The organism is Nostoc sp. DedQUE02 (assembly GCF_034531035.1).
GTDB lineage: Bacteria > Cyanobacteriota > Cyanobacteriia > Cyanobacteriales > Nostocaceae > Nostoc.
Window position 1 is genome coordinate 1 of record NZ_JAVRBY020000105.1, and the last position, 16,564, is coordinate 16,564.

Here is a 16,564-nt window from a genome sequence, read left to right on the forward strand (position 1 = left end):
CATGTTTATCGTGTAGTTGCTTGGCGCGCGGCGCGGCTACACCGCGCCATTGCTTGTGACAGTTGCGTAAGTCCTGGGTAAAAAAACTCGGCTACTTTATAGAATGAATTTCAGCAGGAGTCTACTGGCTTGATGTCCAGCTATGCTTTCAGAACAATACAATAAATAGGAATACCTGCCCAACTACAGTTGCCTCAACGATAGCGCAGCCTTAGCGAGTCAGTTACATCTACCCTTTGCAATCCATTAAACTCATATTCGGTATAATAAAATATAGTTACCCAAAGCAAGTAGCATAGAAAATCCATCTACGCGAGTGTCTGAAGGAAGTCTGTTTACTGAGGAATAAGACATCAAACAAAAAAATAAATGTAAATTATTCTTTTATTTTTAGTGTCTGTTCAATCCATTGAATAACCTGATGGCCAAGGTGAGTACCATCTAAGCGGTCAATCTCACGAATTCCGGTAGGACTGGTGACGTTAACTTCAGTCAGGTAGCCACCGATAACGTCAATACCCACAAAAATTAAGCCATCTTGACGTAAGCGTTCGGCTACTTGGGTGCAGATTTCATATTCTCTTGCGGTGATTTCGGTTTGAGCGACTGTACCACCAGTTGCCATATTATTGCGAAAATCAGTTCCGCTAGAGAGGCGATTGAGCGCACCAATGGGTTCGCCATTGAGCAGGATAATTCGCTTATCTCCTTCTTTTGCCTGCGGTAAATAGGTTTGTACCATTACTGGCACTCGACCTTGGAGGGTACTGAGTTCGACAATGGAGTTAAAATTGCGATCGCCTGATTGCAAAAACAAAATCCCTTCCCCAGCTTTGTTACCCAGTGGTTTGAGAACTGCTGCCCCCTTTGCTTCCACAAATTTGCGGATAAACTGTTTATCAGCACTGACAATAGTTTCTGGAATTGCCTTGGTAAACTGGAGGGCGTACATTTTTTCATTTGCCCCTCGGATACCACTGGGACTATTAATCAGCAGGGTTTTGTTTTGGTCAATGTAATCCAGAATGTATGTGGCATAGAGGTAGGAATCATTGACAGGTGGATCTGTCCGCATAAATACGGCGTCCATTGTCTCTAAAGAAGTTAACAAGGAATCGCTCAACTTATACCAAGGATTCGCCGCTACCCAGCGTCCCTCCACCAACTCTACTGGTACAAGTTCGACTCGCTGTAAGACAGCCCAAGCTTTGCCCTCCACTACACTCAGCAGATTTGCTTGAGTCACCCAAACTTCGTGTCCCAAGATTTGTGCTGCTTCAATCAGGGCAACACTGGTATCATGACACGGGTCAAGCAGATGGATGGAATCAATGATAAAAGCCAGTTTCACCCTTTATACCTCAATCACCAAGAAATTAAATGGTTATTCAATTATTATCTCTTGATGATCTTACCAATTGACGTACATCTGTACTGCTGAGTAGAACCTGGAGGGTAAAGTCTTGTAGACAGACATTGCTTTTGTGCAGGTAAAAGCCTGTAGACAAGGCAGCGCGTTGTTATTTCCAGAGTTGTGGCGACTGCCGTTTATATTTGCAACGGCTTGTCGCTAGCGCAAAACCTTTTGAATCTAAACGCTATTGCTAGAAAGTAGCTCATCCAGCTTGCCTTGACTGTCTAAAGCGTGGATATCATCACAACCACCAACATGATCGTCATTGATGAAAATTTGTGGTAAAGAGCGCCGTCCATTTGCTCTTTGAGCCATTTTATTTCTGGCTGCCTCATCTCCATCAATGCTGTATTCGATAAATTCAACTCCCTTGTTCTTCAACAAACTTTTGGCACGAATGCAAAATGGGCAAGTCCTCCAAGTGTAAATTTCTACTTTGGCAGTCATGATGTCCTCAACTTGATTTAATACTTCTTAATTTTAGAACTTTGCCACTGACTGTAGATACCTTATCCTGGTTTGTCTTTATTCTCAGAAGCCGCTAACTAGATTTATATCAAAAAAATTAGCCAAGAGATAAAGTCTGGACTCTTGACTAAGATATTATGTCTATACGAATTTTGTTAAAAAACAGGGTGGTCTTTTATCTGATTGTGAGAATTGCTTATAAGGCGTAACTCAGTTATCAGTTAGTACTCAAGTTCTCATTTAAGCTGAGATTAGAGACTTTTTCTTGGCAACCTTCAGCGCACCTACAGCAAATAAACCAAGAGCTACTGTTGCACTAGGCTCAGGTACTTTTTTAGGTGGAGGTGGCGGAGCAATATAGTAAGTACTAGGTTCATTTAAAGCAGTACCATACTGAAAACGAATATTCTGAATCTTTGTTAAATCAAAGCCAGTAGGTAGCCCAGAAAAAGTGAATGTGGCAGAGTTCTTGACAAAAGTCCCTCCACTGACTGCTGAATTTGCACTATCGTAACCAGTAATAATACCGTAATTGAATTGCTGTCCACCTGAAAGACCGAAACCTGGATTTATGCCAAAGCCTGCTGTACCAATACCATAGTGCTGAGTTACTGGATTAGCTACACCAGTAGCACCACCAAGTCCACTGCTAGCGGTAGTCTTTGCAAAACCCCATTCAACTTTATTTCCATTAACCTTGGTGAGGTCGAAAGTACCTGTGGTAGTTACATTATTTGTAATTAAGCTTGTAGCTTTGGCTGAAGACATTGTTAAGTTGGTTAACGGAGATCCAGCATAATCCCAGAATATTCCTGTTAGAACATCAGAAGGGGCTGATGCACCTGGCCCTGTATTAGTAAGAGTCAGTTTCAACTGACCTGCTATTGAATTATCAAAGACAGCTGTAGCTGAAAGAGCATTACTGGTTCCACCTGATATTGGGTTAGTACCTGTGGCTGAAAAACTCAAAGATGCTGCATCTGCTCTAGACATCTGCGAAACTGTCACTACAGCTAATGCTGATATACAGTAGGCTGCATAACCTACTATTTTCTTGGGATATCTTTGAGACATTTGTTTGAAACTCCTTTGCTTTCTGTTTAAGACATTTGAAATGTCTCAAAATAACTTTTTTATGAAAATACCTCTTGTATAAATTGGCATAATAAACGATTGGTTGTCTACCTTATACATTAAGGTTAACTGAAACTTTAAATTATGATTAACTAATGTATATTTAACAAATTAATTTAATTATTTCAGCATTTACACTTAGAATTTTTAGTGGACTTAAACTATACATAATCAGCTTGATTGATTAAGCTTGTATTTTTCAATATTTTCTCTTAATCGATAAATTTCTATAGAAGATTGGTAATTCACTTTCGGATAAAAGCTGATAGTTTTCTACATATACCACGAGATTTTATGAAGATGAAATAAAGAAGGGAAGGCGATTCCGCCTTCCCCAAAGTTAAAAATTTAAGAGACTAAATATTACTGACACAGAATTCGCGACTCAACTTTTACCCACAGTCAACAGCATATTGAATCAGTTGGGCAAGTCGCTGACGTAGGGTTTCTAATCCCAAGCGCTGACTCGCAGAAATAAACACCGCTAAGGGGAATTCTTCTCTAGCTAGAGCTAGTGTCTCACTATCAGCTTGATCAATCTTGTTAAACACAACCAGTGCCGGGCCAGGAGTTATTGGCATTTGCGCCAAGATTTCTCTGACTGAGCGAATATGACGCAACCAAGCGGGATGAGACAAATCTACCAAATGTAGTAGGGCATCAGCTTCTGTAACTTCCTCCAAGGTGGCGCGGAAGGCATCCATTAATGATGCAGGGAGTTCGTGTATAAACCCTACTGTATCTGTAATCAGAATTTCTTGATGTTCATTTGTTTCGCCATAAGGAATCACCAGGCGGCGCGTAGTCGGATCGAGAGTCGCAAATAACTGGTCGGCTGTATAAACTTCTGCGTTAGTCAGAGCATTCAGCAAAGTGGATTTACCAGCGTTGGTATATCCAACTAAAGCGACTGAAGGAATTTCTCGATGCTGTCTTCGTTGCCGTAGGCGCGAACGATGGGCTTGCAATTGGTTCACTTCTTTTTGCAGTCGCGAAATGCGCTGCCCAATTGCACGGCGTTCAGTTTCCAGTTTGGTTTCACCAGGGCCACGAGTCCCAATACCACCACCCAATCGGGACATGGTGCGACCTCTACCAGCCAGTCGCGGCTGCATGTATTCTAGCTGTGCTAGTTCTACTTGCAATTTACCAGCACGGGACTGAGCGCGTTGGGCAAAAATATCCAAAATTACTTCGGTGCGGTCAACCACCCGGATACCAATTTGCATTTCTAAGTTGCGGACTTGGGAGGGTGAGAGGTCGCGGTCAAAGACGACGAGATTGACTCCTAGTGTTTGGGCTGTTAGAGCAATTTCTTGCACCTTACCTTCGCCAACTACGGTTTGGGGATGAACGCGCGATCGCTTTTGTTGTATTGTCTGTAATACATCTCCCCCAGCAGTATCAACTAAACGTGTCAATTCTAATAAGGTGTCCTGGAATTGGAGGGGAGTCATCTCACTGGTCATCAGCCCCACAATCAGCACGCGATCATGGTCAGCATCTACTTCCTGGGCGATAAATTCGCGCTGGAATTCCGCTTCCAGATTTTCTACCAAATCTACTAAATCCTGGTCTGCCAGATCGTCCAAGTCCAGGGGTGGCGATATATTCCAACTTGGAGATTGGATTTGGCTTTCCCCTACCTTGAGAGCAGCAGGACTAGTAATTAGGGTGCGAGACTCTTGGGGTGTCAGATGAGCTAGATAAGCTTCTTTGACATACCCAGTTGCACCGCCTCCTCGCCGTGTAAATCCCGTTCCAGTAATATTTAGGACAACTAGGGCATCTAAGCGTTGCAGTGCCATCGCCGTGAGCGCCGCTTCATTAGGCGGTTCTGGCTTAAGATGGGTGGCAATACAACGAATACCACTGAGTCGTTCTGCACCGTAACGGGGCAATTCCATCGGTGGTATTTGGGTTTGACGCGGTGTGCCTACCCCGACGCGAATCACTTGTCCGCGACGGTTGATGTAGGCGCACACAGGCTGATTGACTTCTGTGCTAATTGCTGCCAAACGCTGCGAAAACTCAGGCGTGGTGATGCGATCGCCTGGTATGCGCTGATGATACAGCCGCTGTAGTTGCTTCAGATGGCTGGACTTCAGACCTTGGAGATTTCCAAAAATAGTCTCTATAGGCGTTTATGACCAGTTAAATGGCCCCCCGAATCCTTATATGTTTATTTTACAACAGGGTTAAATCTGCTAACTCTCTCTTTTGAGGGATGCGTGGTGAATTAGTCGTACGGAGTCTTGATTTGAGGCTATTTTGGTGGCAATTGTCTGTACCCTGGCGATCGCTTTTAATTTCAGTACATTGTCATTATTTAAAGTATTTTAGAATATTGGGTTGTTAATCTAAAAAAGTTACATCTGGTGGTGTTTAGAGAAATCTTAGATGGAGAGTATGCGACAAAACTGACATTGACTGGGGGAATAATTCAACCGCTTGCATTCCCAAATGTTTCTATTGCAGTGGAACAAATTATTAACAGCTAAGATAATTTACAGCCTTTTTTATCTTTTTGAACTACGAGAAGGTAAAGACACGAAATTAGACTGAGCTTCGCGCCGCTACGTTAACGCATCTCTACAAGGATTCTGGATAACGCATATTTAATTTCACCAGATGTTTGATAACAAATTTGAAGATACAGCAGATTTCAATTTTGTGAGGTATAAAAATACCCCACCCGTGCGATCGCGCACCTTCCCGGTGAATTCGGGTAGAGTTAGGGAGGGGTGTACCTCATATAATAGTTGCAAAACGCTGTATTTTATGCAGAGAGACGATTTTACTCGCATATCTACAATGTCTTTTCATGAGTTTTATTCTGCGTTCACAAATTCCAAATATCCATTGCTAAGTTCTTTCACTGCCAAATCATAAAATTGCTTACCATGTTCTGGCGTTGCTAAAGCCGGATTTGAACCCATACGTCCATCTGGATAACGCACTCGAAAGTCAGCTGCACTATAAATCTTGTGTCCACTTGCAACTTCTAGTGAAAGAGGTGCTTGCTTAATAGCCTCTGGATAAACGTATTGGGTGAGAGCAACTTCGCTTGGTGTTGCATGAGAACCTTCTTGATCCCCATATAATTCTTTCGCTAGCTTATATACAGAACCACACATAAACCAGTTTGCCACTTGACATTGTACCTGTTGAGCATTGGCAATCTGCAAATCTTCTAAATGCGCGTAAGTTTCTGAAAAAGCCGCTTTGAGGGTAGCGATGTTCCCACCGTGTCCGTTAATAAAGTAGAACTTGCTAAAACCAGCTTTGGCTAAACAAGTCACATAATCTCGCACTACTTGAATCAAAGTGCTGGGACGCAGACTGATTGAGCCAGGAAAAGCAGTATGGTGCAATGCCATTCCCACATTGATTGTAGGGCCAACGATCGCTTGAGTTGCATCACCCACACCGGCTGCGATCGCTTCTGCACAAATAGCATCAGTACCGATTAACCCAGTTGGCCCATGTTGTTCTGTGGAACCGATAGGGAAAATAATCCCCTTTGACTGCTGTAAATAAGCTTCTACTTCTTGCCAAGTACTTAAATGCAGTAACATTGTTAACGATTTTCCTCAATAAATTTGCAGTGAAATGAAAGCTTTTGCTGCTAAACAACATCTTCTGTAATTAAACTTCCACTAACACGATTATGAACTCTCTAGATTTTCTGTGCTGGCGATCGCTATGATAAATTTCAATAATAAGTTCGCCGACTACTTTAATTAGTCCGCGAGCTATGGCTTTCACATTTTGAGTTATCAGCCACACTTAGAGGATATACAACTATTTATTTCTATGAATATTGTTTAGGAATAGCGTTGCAAAAAGTTTCGACAAATATGGATCTAAGCAATTTACCGATTTTGCCACTTTATCCTGTGAAAATTGCTGCGAACTTCCGCATAATCCAAATCTAATTTTTTTTATGAGATATTTTCTTCAGGATCATCAACTAAATAATGGGGATCAATTTTTTATGTTGACTAATCAAAGAAACAATATTTTTCACATCCCTTCTAATTTCCCAGATACAGGACATACCAGCAGGAAAAGTCACCAAATCGCCTTTCCCCATTTGCACTGGTTTTCCACCATCAGGAGTAAGAACAACATCATCTTACAAAAAGTAGCAAGTTTCTTGAGAATTATAAGCCCAAGGAAATTTGAAAATTCCTTTTTCAAATTTACCATTTAGATACACTCAATTCATTGAGGTGTTCAAGTCTTAGGTTGATGCTCAATTTTAATTTTCATATTGTGTTTTATCTAGTTATGTTCAGCAATAGGATTGAATATCCTCTCCACACTGATCTACTAAATAACACAAAGCGCGAAAACGCAAGTAAACAAGTTCATTATAAAGTGGATTAAGTTTGCACATTGGCGGAATGTGCCCTATTTTGCGACCAAAAAGCATGATATCACGCTCGAATGGACACTGAGCAGGAATCATTTTAGCAATAAGTTTGGCTAATTTTCGATTCTGAATCTCTATTTTGTCCAGCCATTGACGTAATGGTTGCAATAAATCTAATTTGGGTCTAGCAAATCTCTTTTTACTACCTATTTGATTCTTTTCTTCTAAAGGGCTAACAAAAGCAGGCAGAAAAATACGCTGATTAATTGTTTTAAGCATAGTCGTAGGCAAGGTTTTCCTTGTGTAGATAAACTATTTGTCGATTGGCAATATTAACATGTAATGTGTTTAACCAATTTCCATTATGCTTGCAATTTAGGAAGGAAAAGAGGCACAAAGCAAACAATTTACATGCATCTTTGGGGGGAAATTGTTTAACTAATTGTTATTTAAGCCCACCAAATCAGGAAGAACTGTCCCGTTAAATACAAAATAACAAAGAAAATATAAAAATGGCATTTCTTTAACTTATGGATTGCTGATGCTGAAGATAGCAATTTTATATATTAAATATAAATGCCTGGTTATCAAACTGCCTAGTATCTAGAGATGGACTTTGGGAAAGAAAAAATAGTTTAGCTTTTACTCCATATAGACTTCGCTAGGATTAACCTCTAAATATCTAGCGATTTTAGGCTATTAAATATCTAGTAATCTGTCTGGGATGTTACACTAGCTAACCTAGATATTATCTAATAAGTAGCAATAAATCGTTTGATAAGTCCAAGCTAATATACTTATGTCTTATAGCATTTATAAGAGTATTTGCAATAAATGCATTGCGTGTAAGGGACTACAGCAGTATGCCCCTAGCAATGTAGCGGTTATTACCTCAGTGCAATCTAGCCTGAACCTCACCCCTAATCTCTCCTTGCTAAGGATAGGAGTTGGGAGTGAGGTTTAAAAAAGTATTTTATGCAAACGATAACTGCTATATGTATCAGGTATTTTGTAAAATGGTAGAATAGAAAATGGTACAATTGCTAAAATATTATTTTTTAAAATATCTCAAGCTGTAACGATCTTGATATTTGCTGATATAATCTGCATTCTGTTGCTCTAATGTTGACAGCAATTTTAGTGGAAACGCTTTAGGTGAATATGTAGGACGATACCAAGGTTGGCTATTAAAGTAATCTTGTAATTCAGGAGTATCAAAACGGCGACCGTGAACAGCAAAAATCGAATTTCGCATAATATCTAATTCAAAACCGTTTTTACCATCCAAATCTGCATCAGTTACAGGTCTTTGGGAAAGCCAGAAATAATTATTGACAGCCGTGGTTGCAACTGGCGATATTAATGTCGTTGGCTTAGGTGTAGATTGAGTAGCAAATGGAGTGGTTGGTATAAATTTGGGGGTTTCAATTACGGGACTTGTGACAATTGATGGTGTTTCTGAAGGTAATACTGTTTTGTCTGCTGTAGGTTGAGAAGATTTTGGTAGCACTTGACTAATAATCACAGATGCACCGATTAACCCACCTGCAATCAAACTGCCTATGAGGATATTATTCTGACTATTGCCTTGAGGGTTAGACTGTGATTTTATAACTGTCTGAGGTGGCGGTGCAGAGACTACAGTGGGTTGAGTCAAGAGGGGTTGCGTTGGTGGAATTGGATTTGCTATGCTCTGCAAAGCATCCAGCATTGCTCTAGCTGTGGGATAGCGATCGCGCGGATGATAAGCGATCGCTCTATCGATCACTCCTGCCATAATTGGGCTAATATGACTAGCATACTGTCGCCAGACAATTTCACCCGTCTGGGAATCCGTTTCTAGTTGTTGTGCCTGTTTACCAGTCAGCAAATAAATTACCGTCATTCCTAAACTGTATAAATCACTAGAAAAAACTGGTCTACCTGCTGCTTGTTCACTGGGCATATAGCCAGGTGTACCAATCACAATCGAACTGGTAGGATTGCCTTGAGAATTCACCACTGTTCCCATTGACTCCCGTACAGCACCAAAATCAATCAGCACTGGTTTACCATCCCGATGACGTACAATAATGTTATCCGGTTTAATATCGCGGTGAACGATATGCCTAGAGTGAACGTAATCCAGGACGGGTAATAAATTCATGAATAATTCCTGGATAGTGCCTTCACTAAATAGCCCTTGCTTCTGGACTTTTCCAGTTAAGGTATCACCTTCAACCCATTCTTGAACTAAGTAAAATTGTCCGCCTGAGGAGAAGTAAGCATACAATGCCGGAATTTGGTCATTTGCGCCACCGAGTTCTTCTAAAATAGCTGCTTCGCGTTGAAACCTCTCTTGCACTAACTGGTAAATTTGGGGATTGTTGTGAATCGGTCTTAGCTGTTTAACCACACAATAGCGCTTTGAAGGCATATAGGTGTCTTCAGCTAGATAGGTTTCACCAAACCCACCAGCACCCAGTGTGCGGATAACTTGATAGCGATCGTTCAGCAGCTGTATTGTCATGGGAGATTGTAAGCGATATTCATAAGATAGTTTTCCCCAAAACTACCTTCATTTCAAATCTAGTAAACCTTCTTCTTTCAATTTAGGATTGAAGCGAATCTGCATTTGCAAACCACGCACTTCTAACAATTGCGTTGAAATTTCTGCTTCTACTCTCCGTGCCACGTTTTTAAGAACTTTTATTTGTGCTAATTCATCATTAGCTGGATTTTCATATTTTGCCTGTTCTTCAGGTGTCATTACAACTTTGACATCAATGGGATGAGTCCATTTTTCTTTATTATCCCCATTACCCCAAGGCACACTGCCATTTTCAGAAATCCAAACATTTTCAGTATTTTCTAAAATTGTGCGACTTGGGCGTTCAATAGTTTGAACTTTGACCCAATAGCATTGCTGTGGCTGACGGACTAAATGCTGTTTGAGGCTGAGATAAACATCACGGGAGTATCCTACAAATTGCAGCACTTTTTCTTGGTCAAAGATAGCATATACACCGATCTTACCCTGAAATTGTTCGGGTAGTTGGCCGCGATCGTCAATATAGGGAATGTATTCTAAAGTTGCCAAAGAAGAAAGATTTGTTTCAGAAGCCATATATCAAATATCAAACTTATCATTTGCCTTCAGAATTGAAAATTGCCAATTAGAAAAAAATTATCTTTAAAATTATTAATTACTCAACTTTTGGTAAATTGCACAAAGGCGGCTGGGTTTAAAAATCTTGGCACTGAACATGAAATTGGGTGGTACATTGACGATGATATACTCATCAGATTCATGATATTTTTCAAATTCTGCTGGCATTCCTTTAGTGGTAGTTAAGCTGTAAGGAACTGGCTGGAAGAGTAATTCTGTAAATTTAAGTTGCTTACACCCCAACTGCTGGCAAATTTGGTTCAAGAAAGCAACGCTTGTCAATAAATTGAATAGAGTTTCTTGAGCTTGTGCTTCAAGAGTAAAACTGCCATCAAAGTTCTGAACGATTTTAAGGGGCATTTTTTTATTAATAGATTTGATTTTTGAAAAAATACCAAGGCCCGAAATAAAGCTTCTAATGGGGAGCCATCAGCTATCCAAATATGTTCAAATTATAATATTTTTGTTGAGCAAAAATTGCTAGAGTTAACAAAGCCTTTAGAGCTAATTTGTAAACTAAAGTAAAGTACTTGTCTAATAAGGGTTTCAGTAATTTAAGTCAATACAGCACTTATTCGCTGAAACTCAGACCTAGCAATGAGTTGAGTATCCTTAAGATTTTCTTTACGAATCAGCTCTTAGTGTGACGCGATCGCTTCATAATCTATAGTAGGAGTCTGAGGAACGAAACCCAAAATTTTATCCTTGTTTATATTGGGTTTCACTGCCGTACTCTTACTCTTAAGCAAGCTACAACCTAACCTGCATTGATAGATTTTATTACAAGTAATCACCCGAACATGATAAAACCTATATGGGATAAATACTGGCAAGTCCAAACTTGACTGGAGTTTAGACTAGATAGCCGATGGAAAAGAAAAAAATAGGAGGTGTGATTGAACACAGTCCCCCTATTAGCAGAAGCTGAGAGAAGAATCACCAACTCTCATCTGCCAATATGAAACGTGCCTTATTAGAAGAATTTCGTCAAGCAGCGTACCAGCATTTAGGTAGAGCGCATGATGCGACTTTTGAACTGACGGATGCAATATTGTTAACTCGTAATGCCTACAGTTTGGCAGATTTATCACTATCGCCAGTATTTAGACGTAAGTGGCCAAGCATCTACGAAGCATTACAAGATAGCAGACCACAGCGACAGAAATTGATGCAGTTATACATCAAACAGATGCCAACACATGGTCGTCCTTTACTAGCAGGCGACCACACTGCCTGGTCACGCCCGGATGCAGTAACTCTACAGGAAAGGACAATAGAACACAGCAGTGTCACAGTAGCAGGCAACAAACCAATAACCGTAGGTCAGGGGTACAGCACCATTGCTTGGATACCAGAGGATTCGGGCAGTTGGGCATTACCCCTGAGACATGAGCGAATTACCAGTTGGGAAAACCCGATACAGAAGGCAGCTTGGCAACTACAACAAGTGTGTGAGAATTTACCCACCAGACCGATTTCGGTTTGGGATAGCGAGTATGGCTGCGCTCCTTTCATTTTGAAGACGGCTCACATCAAAGCAGATATTCTTGTCCAGTTGCGTTCCAACCTGTGTTTGTGGGGCGCACCACCAGCATATTCTGGTCGAGGGCGACCCAGGAAGCATGGTGATAAATTCAAACTCAATGAACCTTCTACATCGAGTGAAGTCACTCAAAGTATAGAAGTAACCCATCCCAAGCTGGGACGAGTCAAGGTGAGCTTATGGTCTAATTTACACTTTCGTAAAATTGCTACACGCCCCATATCCCTGATCAAGGTTGAGCGCCTGGATGATCTTGGCAACTTGAGAGTGTCAAAACCTTTGTGGTTGGCTTGGGTGGGAGAGGAAATTCCCCCACTTGAAGTTGCTTGGCAACTCTACCTGCGTCGTTTTACTGTTGACCACTGGTATCGGTTTTTGAAGCAACGCCTACACTGGACACTACCTAAGCTGAGTACCCCTAAGCAATGTGAACGTTGGAGTGACCTCATGCCTCTAATGACTTGGGAGTTGTGGCTAGCGCGTGATATCGTTGCGGATAACCCTTTACCTTGGCAAAAGTCACTAGACAATTTGACCCCTGGAAGGGTTGCCCAGGCAATGGGGAGCATTTTAGCGGTGATTGGTACTCCAGCTGTTCCACCCAAACCGCGCGGAAAGTCCCAAGGGTGGACACCAGGTAAACACCGTAACCGTAAAAACCGCTACCCAACTGTTAAAAAGACTGCTGCTAAACCACGTAAAAAACAACAAAAATCTGCTTAATCTCAAATATGTTTATTCTTGAAGATTGTGTTTTTTAAACTTAGCACTGCTGGGTCATTTCTTGCTGCCTAGTCTAAACTCCAGAACTTGAAGATTGCTTATCTAAACAAAAGCCCACAAGCTCTGATCAGAGTTTGTGGGCTTTTATTTGAATAATGGTTCCTGGCATCGAGCTATTTTTGCGTAGGGCAACCCCTAAACTATCGTGGCCGCAGCAGCGTTTCACCTCTGAGTTCGGGAAGGGTTCAGTGTGGTTCCACCGCGCAATAGACACCAGGAAAACCCTGGGGGAATTCAAAATTCAAAATTCACTCATTCAAAATGAAGAAAAAAGAATTTTAACTTTGAAGTTTCAAAACCCTGAAGACTGCAAGTAACGCGAATTAGTAAACCAAATGATGTTGAGGTCAAGCCCTCGGTCTGTTAGCACGGCTCGGCTACATACATTACTGCACTTCCACCTACCGCCTATAAACGGGTGTTCTGCCCGTGACCTTACCCACTAATTGTGGTGAGAGCACTCATCTTGAGGTGGGCTTCCCACTTAGATGCTTTCAGCGGTTATCCGCTCCGCACTTGGCTACCCAGCGTTTACCGTTGGCACGATAACTGGTACACCAGCGGTGCGTTCCTCCCGGTCCTCTCGTACTAAGGAGGACTCCTCTCAATGCTCTTACGCCTGCACCGGATATGGACCGAACTGTCTCACGACGTTCTGAACCCAGCTCACGTACCGCTTTAATGGGCGAACAGCCCAACCCTTGGGACGTACTTCCGCCCCAGGTTGCGATGAGCCGACATCGAGGTGCCAAACCTCCCCGTCGATGTGGACTCTTGGGGGAGATCAGCCTGTTATCCCTAGAGTAACTTTTATCCGTTGAGCGACGGCCATTCCACTCTGCGCCGTCGGATCACTAAGGCCTACTTTCGTACCTGTTTGAGTAGTCACTCTTACAGTCAAGCTCCCTTTATGCCTTTACACTCGCCGCACGGTTTCCAAGCGTGCTGAGGGAACCTTTGCGCGCCTCCGTTACCTTTTAGGAGGCGACCGCCCCAGTCAAACTGCCCACCTGAAACTGTTCCCTGACCGGATAACGGTCATGGGTTAGAATTCTAGCTTCGCCAGAGTGGTATCTCACCGTTGGCTCCATACTCCCCACAAGGAATACTTCATCGCCTCCCACCTATCCTGCGCAAGCCAAGCCCGAACACAATTCCAGGCTACAGTAAAGCTTCATAGGGTCTTTCTGTCCAGGTGCAGGCAGTCCGTATCTTCACAGACATTCCTATTTCGCCGAGTCTCTCTCTGAGACACCATCCAGATCGTTACGCCTTTCGTGCGGGTCGGAACTTACCCGACAAGGAATTTCGCTACCTTAGGACCGTTATAGTTACGGCCGCCGTTCACCGGGGCTTCGGTCGCTAGCTTCAAGGTTGCCCCCTGACCAACTTCCTTAACCTTCCGGCACTGGGCAGGCGTCAGCCCCCATACTGCGTCGATTTGACTTTGCGGAGACCTGTGTTTTTGGTAAACAGTCGCCTGGATCTCTTCACTGCGACCCACTGCTTAGGTGGGCACCCCTTCTTCCGAAGTTACGGGGCCATTTTGCCGAGTTCCTTAGAGAGAGTTATCTCGCGCCCCTTGGTATTCTCAACCTCCCTACCTGTGTCGGTTTCGGGTACAGGTAACTGTAAGTTAACGTGTTTAGAGCTTTTCTTGGAAGCTAGACTATGCCACTTCCCCACCGTAGTGGGTCGTACTCACGCCTCAACTCAAAACGTTTTCGCCGTTTCTCAACATCTCGACGCTTGAACCGGGAACCAACATCCGGCTGACACTCATCTTCTCCGTCCCTCTGCACAACCTACAATCAGTACGGGAATTTTAACCCGTTGTCCATCGACTACGCCGTTTGGCCTCGCCTTAGGTCCTGACTAACCCTCCGGGGACGAACCTGGCGGAGGAAACCTTAGGGTTTCGGGGTATTGGATTCTCACCAATATTTGCGCTACTCAAGCCGACATTCTCACTTCCGTTTCGTCCACAGCTGCTTGCCGCTACTGCTTCAATCTACGACGGAACGCTCCCCTACCGATTAACAAGAAAGTTAATCCCACAGCTTCGGTACATCGCTTAGCCCCGTTCATTTTCGGCGCGAGAGCGCTTGACTAGTGAGCTATTACGCACTCTTTCAAGGGTGGCTGCTTCTAGGCAAACCTCCTAGTTGTCTGTGCACTCTCACCTCCTTTATCACTTAGCGATGATTTGGGGACCTTAGCTGGTGGTCTGGGCTGTTTCCCTCTTGACAATGAAGCTTATCCCCCACTGTCTCACTGGCAATGTGTCCTCTGGGTATTCAGAGTTTGTCTCGATTTGGTACCGGTCTCCCAGCCCGCACCGAAACAGTGCTTTACCCCCCAGATATAATCATTACCGCTGCGCCTAAACACATTTCGGGGAGAACCAGCTAGCTCCTGGTTCGATTGGCATTTCACCCCTAACCACAACTCATCCGCTGATTTTTCAACATCAGTCGGTGCGGACCTCCACTTGGTGTTACCCAAGCTTCATCCTGGCCATGGTTAGATCACCAGGGTTCGGGTCTATAAACACTGATTATCGCCCTTTTCAGACTCGGTTTCCCTTTGGCTCCAGCATTCTCGCTTTAACCTACCAGTGCCTATAAGTCGCCGGCTCATTCTTCAACAGGCACGCGGTCAGACTTTTAAATAGTCCTCCCACTGCTTGTAAGCTAACGGTTTCATGTTCTATTTCACTCCCCTTCCGGGGTTCTTTTCACCTTTCCCTCGCGGTACTGGTTCACTATCGGTCACACAGTAGTATTTAGCCTTACGAGGTGGTCCTCGCTGATTCACATGGGATTCCTCGTGCCCCATGCTACTCGGGATTGAGCTACTATCTGAAGAGTTTTCAACTACAGGACTTTCACCTTCTTTGGTGCAGTATTTAGCTGCTTCGTTTAACCGCCAGATTCGATATTGCTCTCCCACTACCCCAATCGGTAAACCAATTGGTTTAGGCTCTTCCCCTTTCGCTCACCACTACTAAGGGAATCTCTGTTTTGATTTCTCTTCCTCCAGCTACTAAGATGTTTCAATTCGCTGGGTTGGCTCTTTCCTGCCTATATATTCAGCAGGTAGTATTAAGGGTTGCCCCATTCGGAAATCTCCGGCTCAATGTTTGCTTCCAACTCCCCGGAGCATATCGTCGGTAACCACGTCCTTCTTCGCCTCTGTGTGCCTAGGTATCCACCGTTAGCCCTTATTCGCTTGACCACTCAATTCATTTGGTTTTTTAACAAATGCATTCACAAAATCATCCTTCTAGAATGTCTGTGTCTGCCTGCTAATTTGCGTTACTATGCAGTTTTCAAGGTTCTGGCTGAGATTGTTCTCAGCAGTCTGACTTCAAGTCATGTTGCTGATTTCTCATTCGTTTTTTTTGGCAATCGCCATCAGGTGGAGGTTAGCGGACTCGAACCGCTGACATCCTGCTTGCAAAGCAGGCGCTCTACCAACTGAGCTAAACCCCCCAACACAATTCAAAATTCAAAATGCAAAATTCAAAAACAATTTCTTCATTTTGAATTTTGAATTTTTAATTTTGCATTGATTCAGGTGGGCCATCCTGGACTCGAACCAGGGACCTCACCCTTATCAGGGGTGCGCTCTGTACAAGTGCCCAATTCCCAATCCCCCATGCCCAAATTATCTTACATTCCCATAATTTCATAT

10 protein-coding genes, 2 tRNA genes, 2 rRNA genes and 2 pseudogenes are annotated in these 16,564 nt (G+C 43.0%); 2 read left to right on the forward strand and 14 right to left on the reverse strand.

The window, feature by feature from the left end; all coding sequences use genetic code 11:
- Window positions 1–376 precede the first annotated feature (376 nt).
- From gshB to hflX, 4 genes are all read right to left on the reverse strand, one after another.
- Window positions 377–1,351, reverse strand: coding sequence for a glutathione synthase (gshB, locus tag RMX98_RS34830; protein WP_409881894.1), 975 nt, complete (start codon window positions 1,349–1,351; stop codon window positions 377–379).
- Between the two features lie 240 nt (window positions 1,352–1,591).
- Window positions 1,592–1,861, reverse strand: a complete 270-nt coding sequence (grxC, locus tag RMX98_RS34835; protein WP_409881896.1) for a glutaredoxin 3 — start codon at window positions 1,859–1,861, stop codon at window positions 1,592–1,594.
- Between the two features lie 261 nt (window positions 1,862–2,122).
- The gene (locus RMX98_RS34840; protein ID WP_409881898.1) at window positions 2,123–2,956 is read right to left on the reverse strand and encodes an XDD4 family exosortase-dependent surface protein; all 834 of its coding nucleotides are present in this window, start codon (window positions 2,954–2,956) and stop codon (window positions 2,123–2,125) included.
- A 452-nt stretch (window positions 2,957–3,408) separates the two neighbouring features.
- Window positions 3,409–5,154: a GTPase HflX gene (gene hflX, locus RMX98_RS34845; protein WP_409881904.1), complete on the reverse strand. Its 1,746-nt coding sequence runs from the start codon at window positions 5,152–5,154 to the stop codon at window positions 3,409–3,411.
- A gap of 198 nt (window positions 5,155–5,352) precedes the next feature.
- On the opposite strand from hflX, the pseudogene RMX98_RS34850 reads away from it, so the two are divergent.
- Window positions 5,353–5,517, forward strand: a pseudogene (locus RMX98_RS34850) (Uma2 family endonuclease); the annotation flags it as partial.
- Window positions 5,518–5,847: 330 nt separating this feature from the next.
- On the opposite strand, the gene RMX98_RS34855 reads toward RMX98_RS34850, so the two are convergent.
- The 6 genes and pseudogenes from RMX98_RS34855 to RMX98_RS34880 all read right to left on the reverse strand — a co-directional run bounded on the left by RMX98_RS34855 (window position 5,848) and on the right by RMX98_RS34880 (window position 10,902).
- A complete protein-coding gene (locus RMX98_RS34855) occupies window positions 5,848–6,594 on the reverse strand; it encodes a creatininase family protein (RefSeq protein WP_409881899.1) in 747 nt (248 codons plus the stop codon).
- Window positions 6,595–6,989: 395 nt separating this feature from the next.
- Window positions 6,990–7,291 (reverse strand): annotated as a pseudogene (locus RMX98_RS34860) (cupin domain-containing protein).
- Between the two features lie 22 nt (window positions 7,292–7,313).
- Window positions 7,314–7,673, reverse strand: a complete 360-nt coding sequence (locus RMX98_RS34865; protein ID WP_409881900.1) for a Mo-dependent nitrogenase C-terminal domain-containing protein — start codon at window positions 7,671–7,673, stop codon at window positions 7,314–7,316.
- 772 nt (window positions 7,674–8,445) lie between these two features.
- Window positions 8,446–9,903, reverse strand: coding sequence for a protein kinase domain-containing protein (locus tag RMX98_RS34870; protein WP_409881901.1), 1,458 nt, complete (start codon window positions 9,901–9,903; stop codon window positions 8,446–8,448).
- 48 nt (window positions 9,904–9,951) lie between these two features.
- Entirely contained in the window at window positions 9,952–10,500 is a 549-nt protein-coding gene (locus RMX98_RS34875; RefSeq protein WP_409881902.1) for a GIY-YIG nuclease family protein, read from the reverse strand.
- A gap of 75 nt (window positions 10,501–10,575) precedes the next feature.
- Window positions 10,576–10,902 (reverse strand): hypothetical protein, encoded by a 327-nt coding sequence (locus tag RMX98_RS34880; RefSeq protein WP_322675621.1) that lies wholly within the window; start codon window positions 10,900–10,902, stop codon window positions 10,576–10,578.
- Window positions 10,903–11,500: 598 nt separating this feature from the next.
- On the opposite strand from RMX98_RS34880, the gene RMX98_RS34885 reads away from it, so the two are divergent.
- Entirely contained in the window at window positions 11,501–12,808 is a 1,308-nt protein-coding gene (locus RMX98_RS34885; protein ID WP_409881903.1) for an NF041680 family putative transposase, read from the forward strand.
- A 160-nt stretch (window positions 12,809–12,968) separates the two neighbouring features.
- Here RMX98_RS34885 and rrf read toward each other — a convergent pair.
- The 4 genes from rrf to RMX98_RS34905 all read right to left on the reverse strand — a co-directional run bounded on the left by rrf (window position 12,969) and on the right by RMX98_RS34905 (window position 16,526).
- Window positions 12,969–13,086, reverse strand: a 5S ribosomal RNA gene (rrf, locus tag RMX98_RS34890).
- A 125-nt stretch (window positions 13,087–13,211) separates the two neighbouring features.
- Window positions 13,212–16,105, reverse strand: a 23S ribosomal RNA gene (locus RMX98_RS34895).
- A 184-nt stretch (window positions 16,106–16,289) separates the two neighbouring features.
- Window positions 16,290–16,362 (reverse strand) — tRNA-Ala (locus RMX98_RS34900).
- 86 nt (window positions 16,363–16,448) lie between these two features.
- Window positions 16,449–16,526, reverse strand: a tRNA-Ile gene (locus RMX98_RS34905).
- Between the last annotated feature and the right edge of the window lie 38 nt (window positions 16,527–16,564).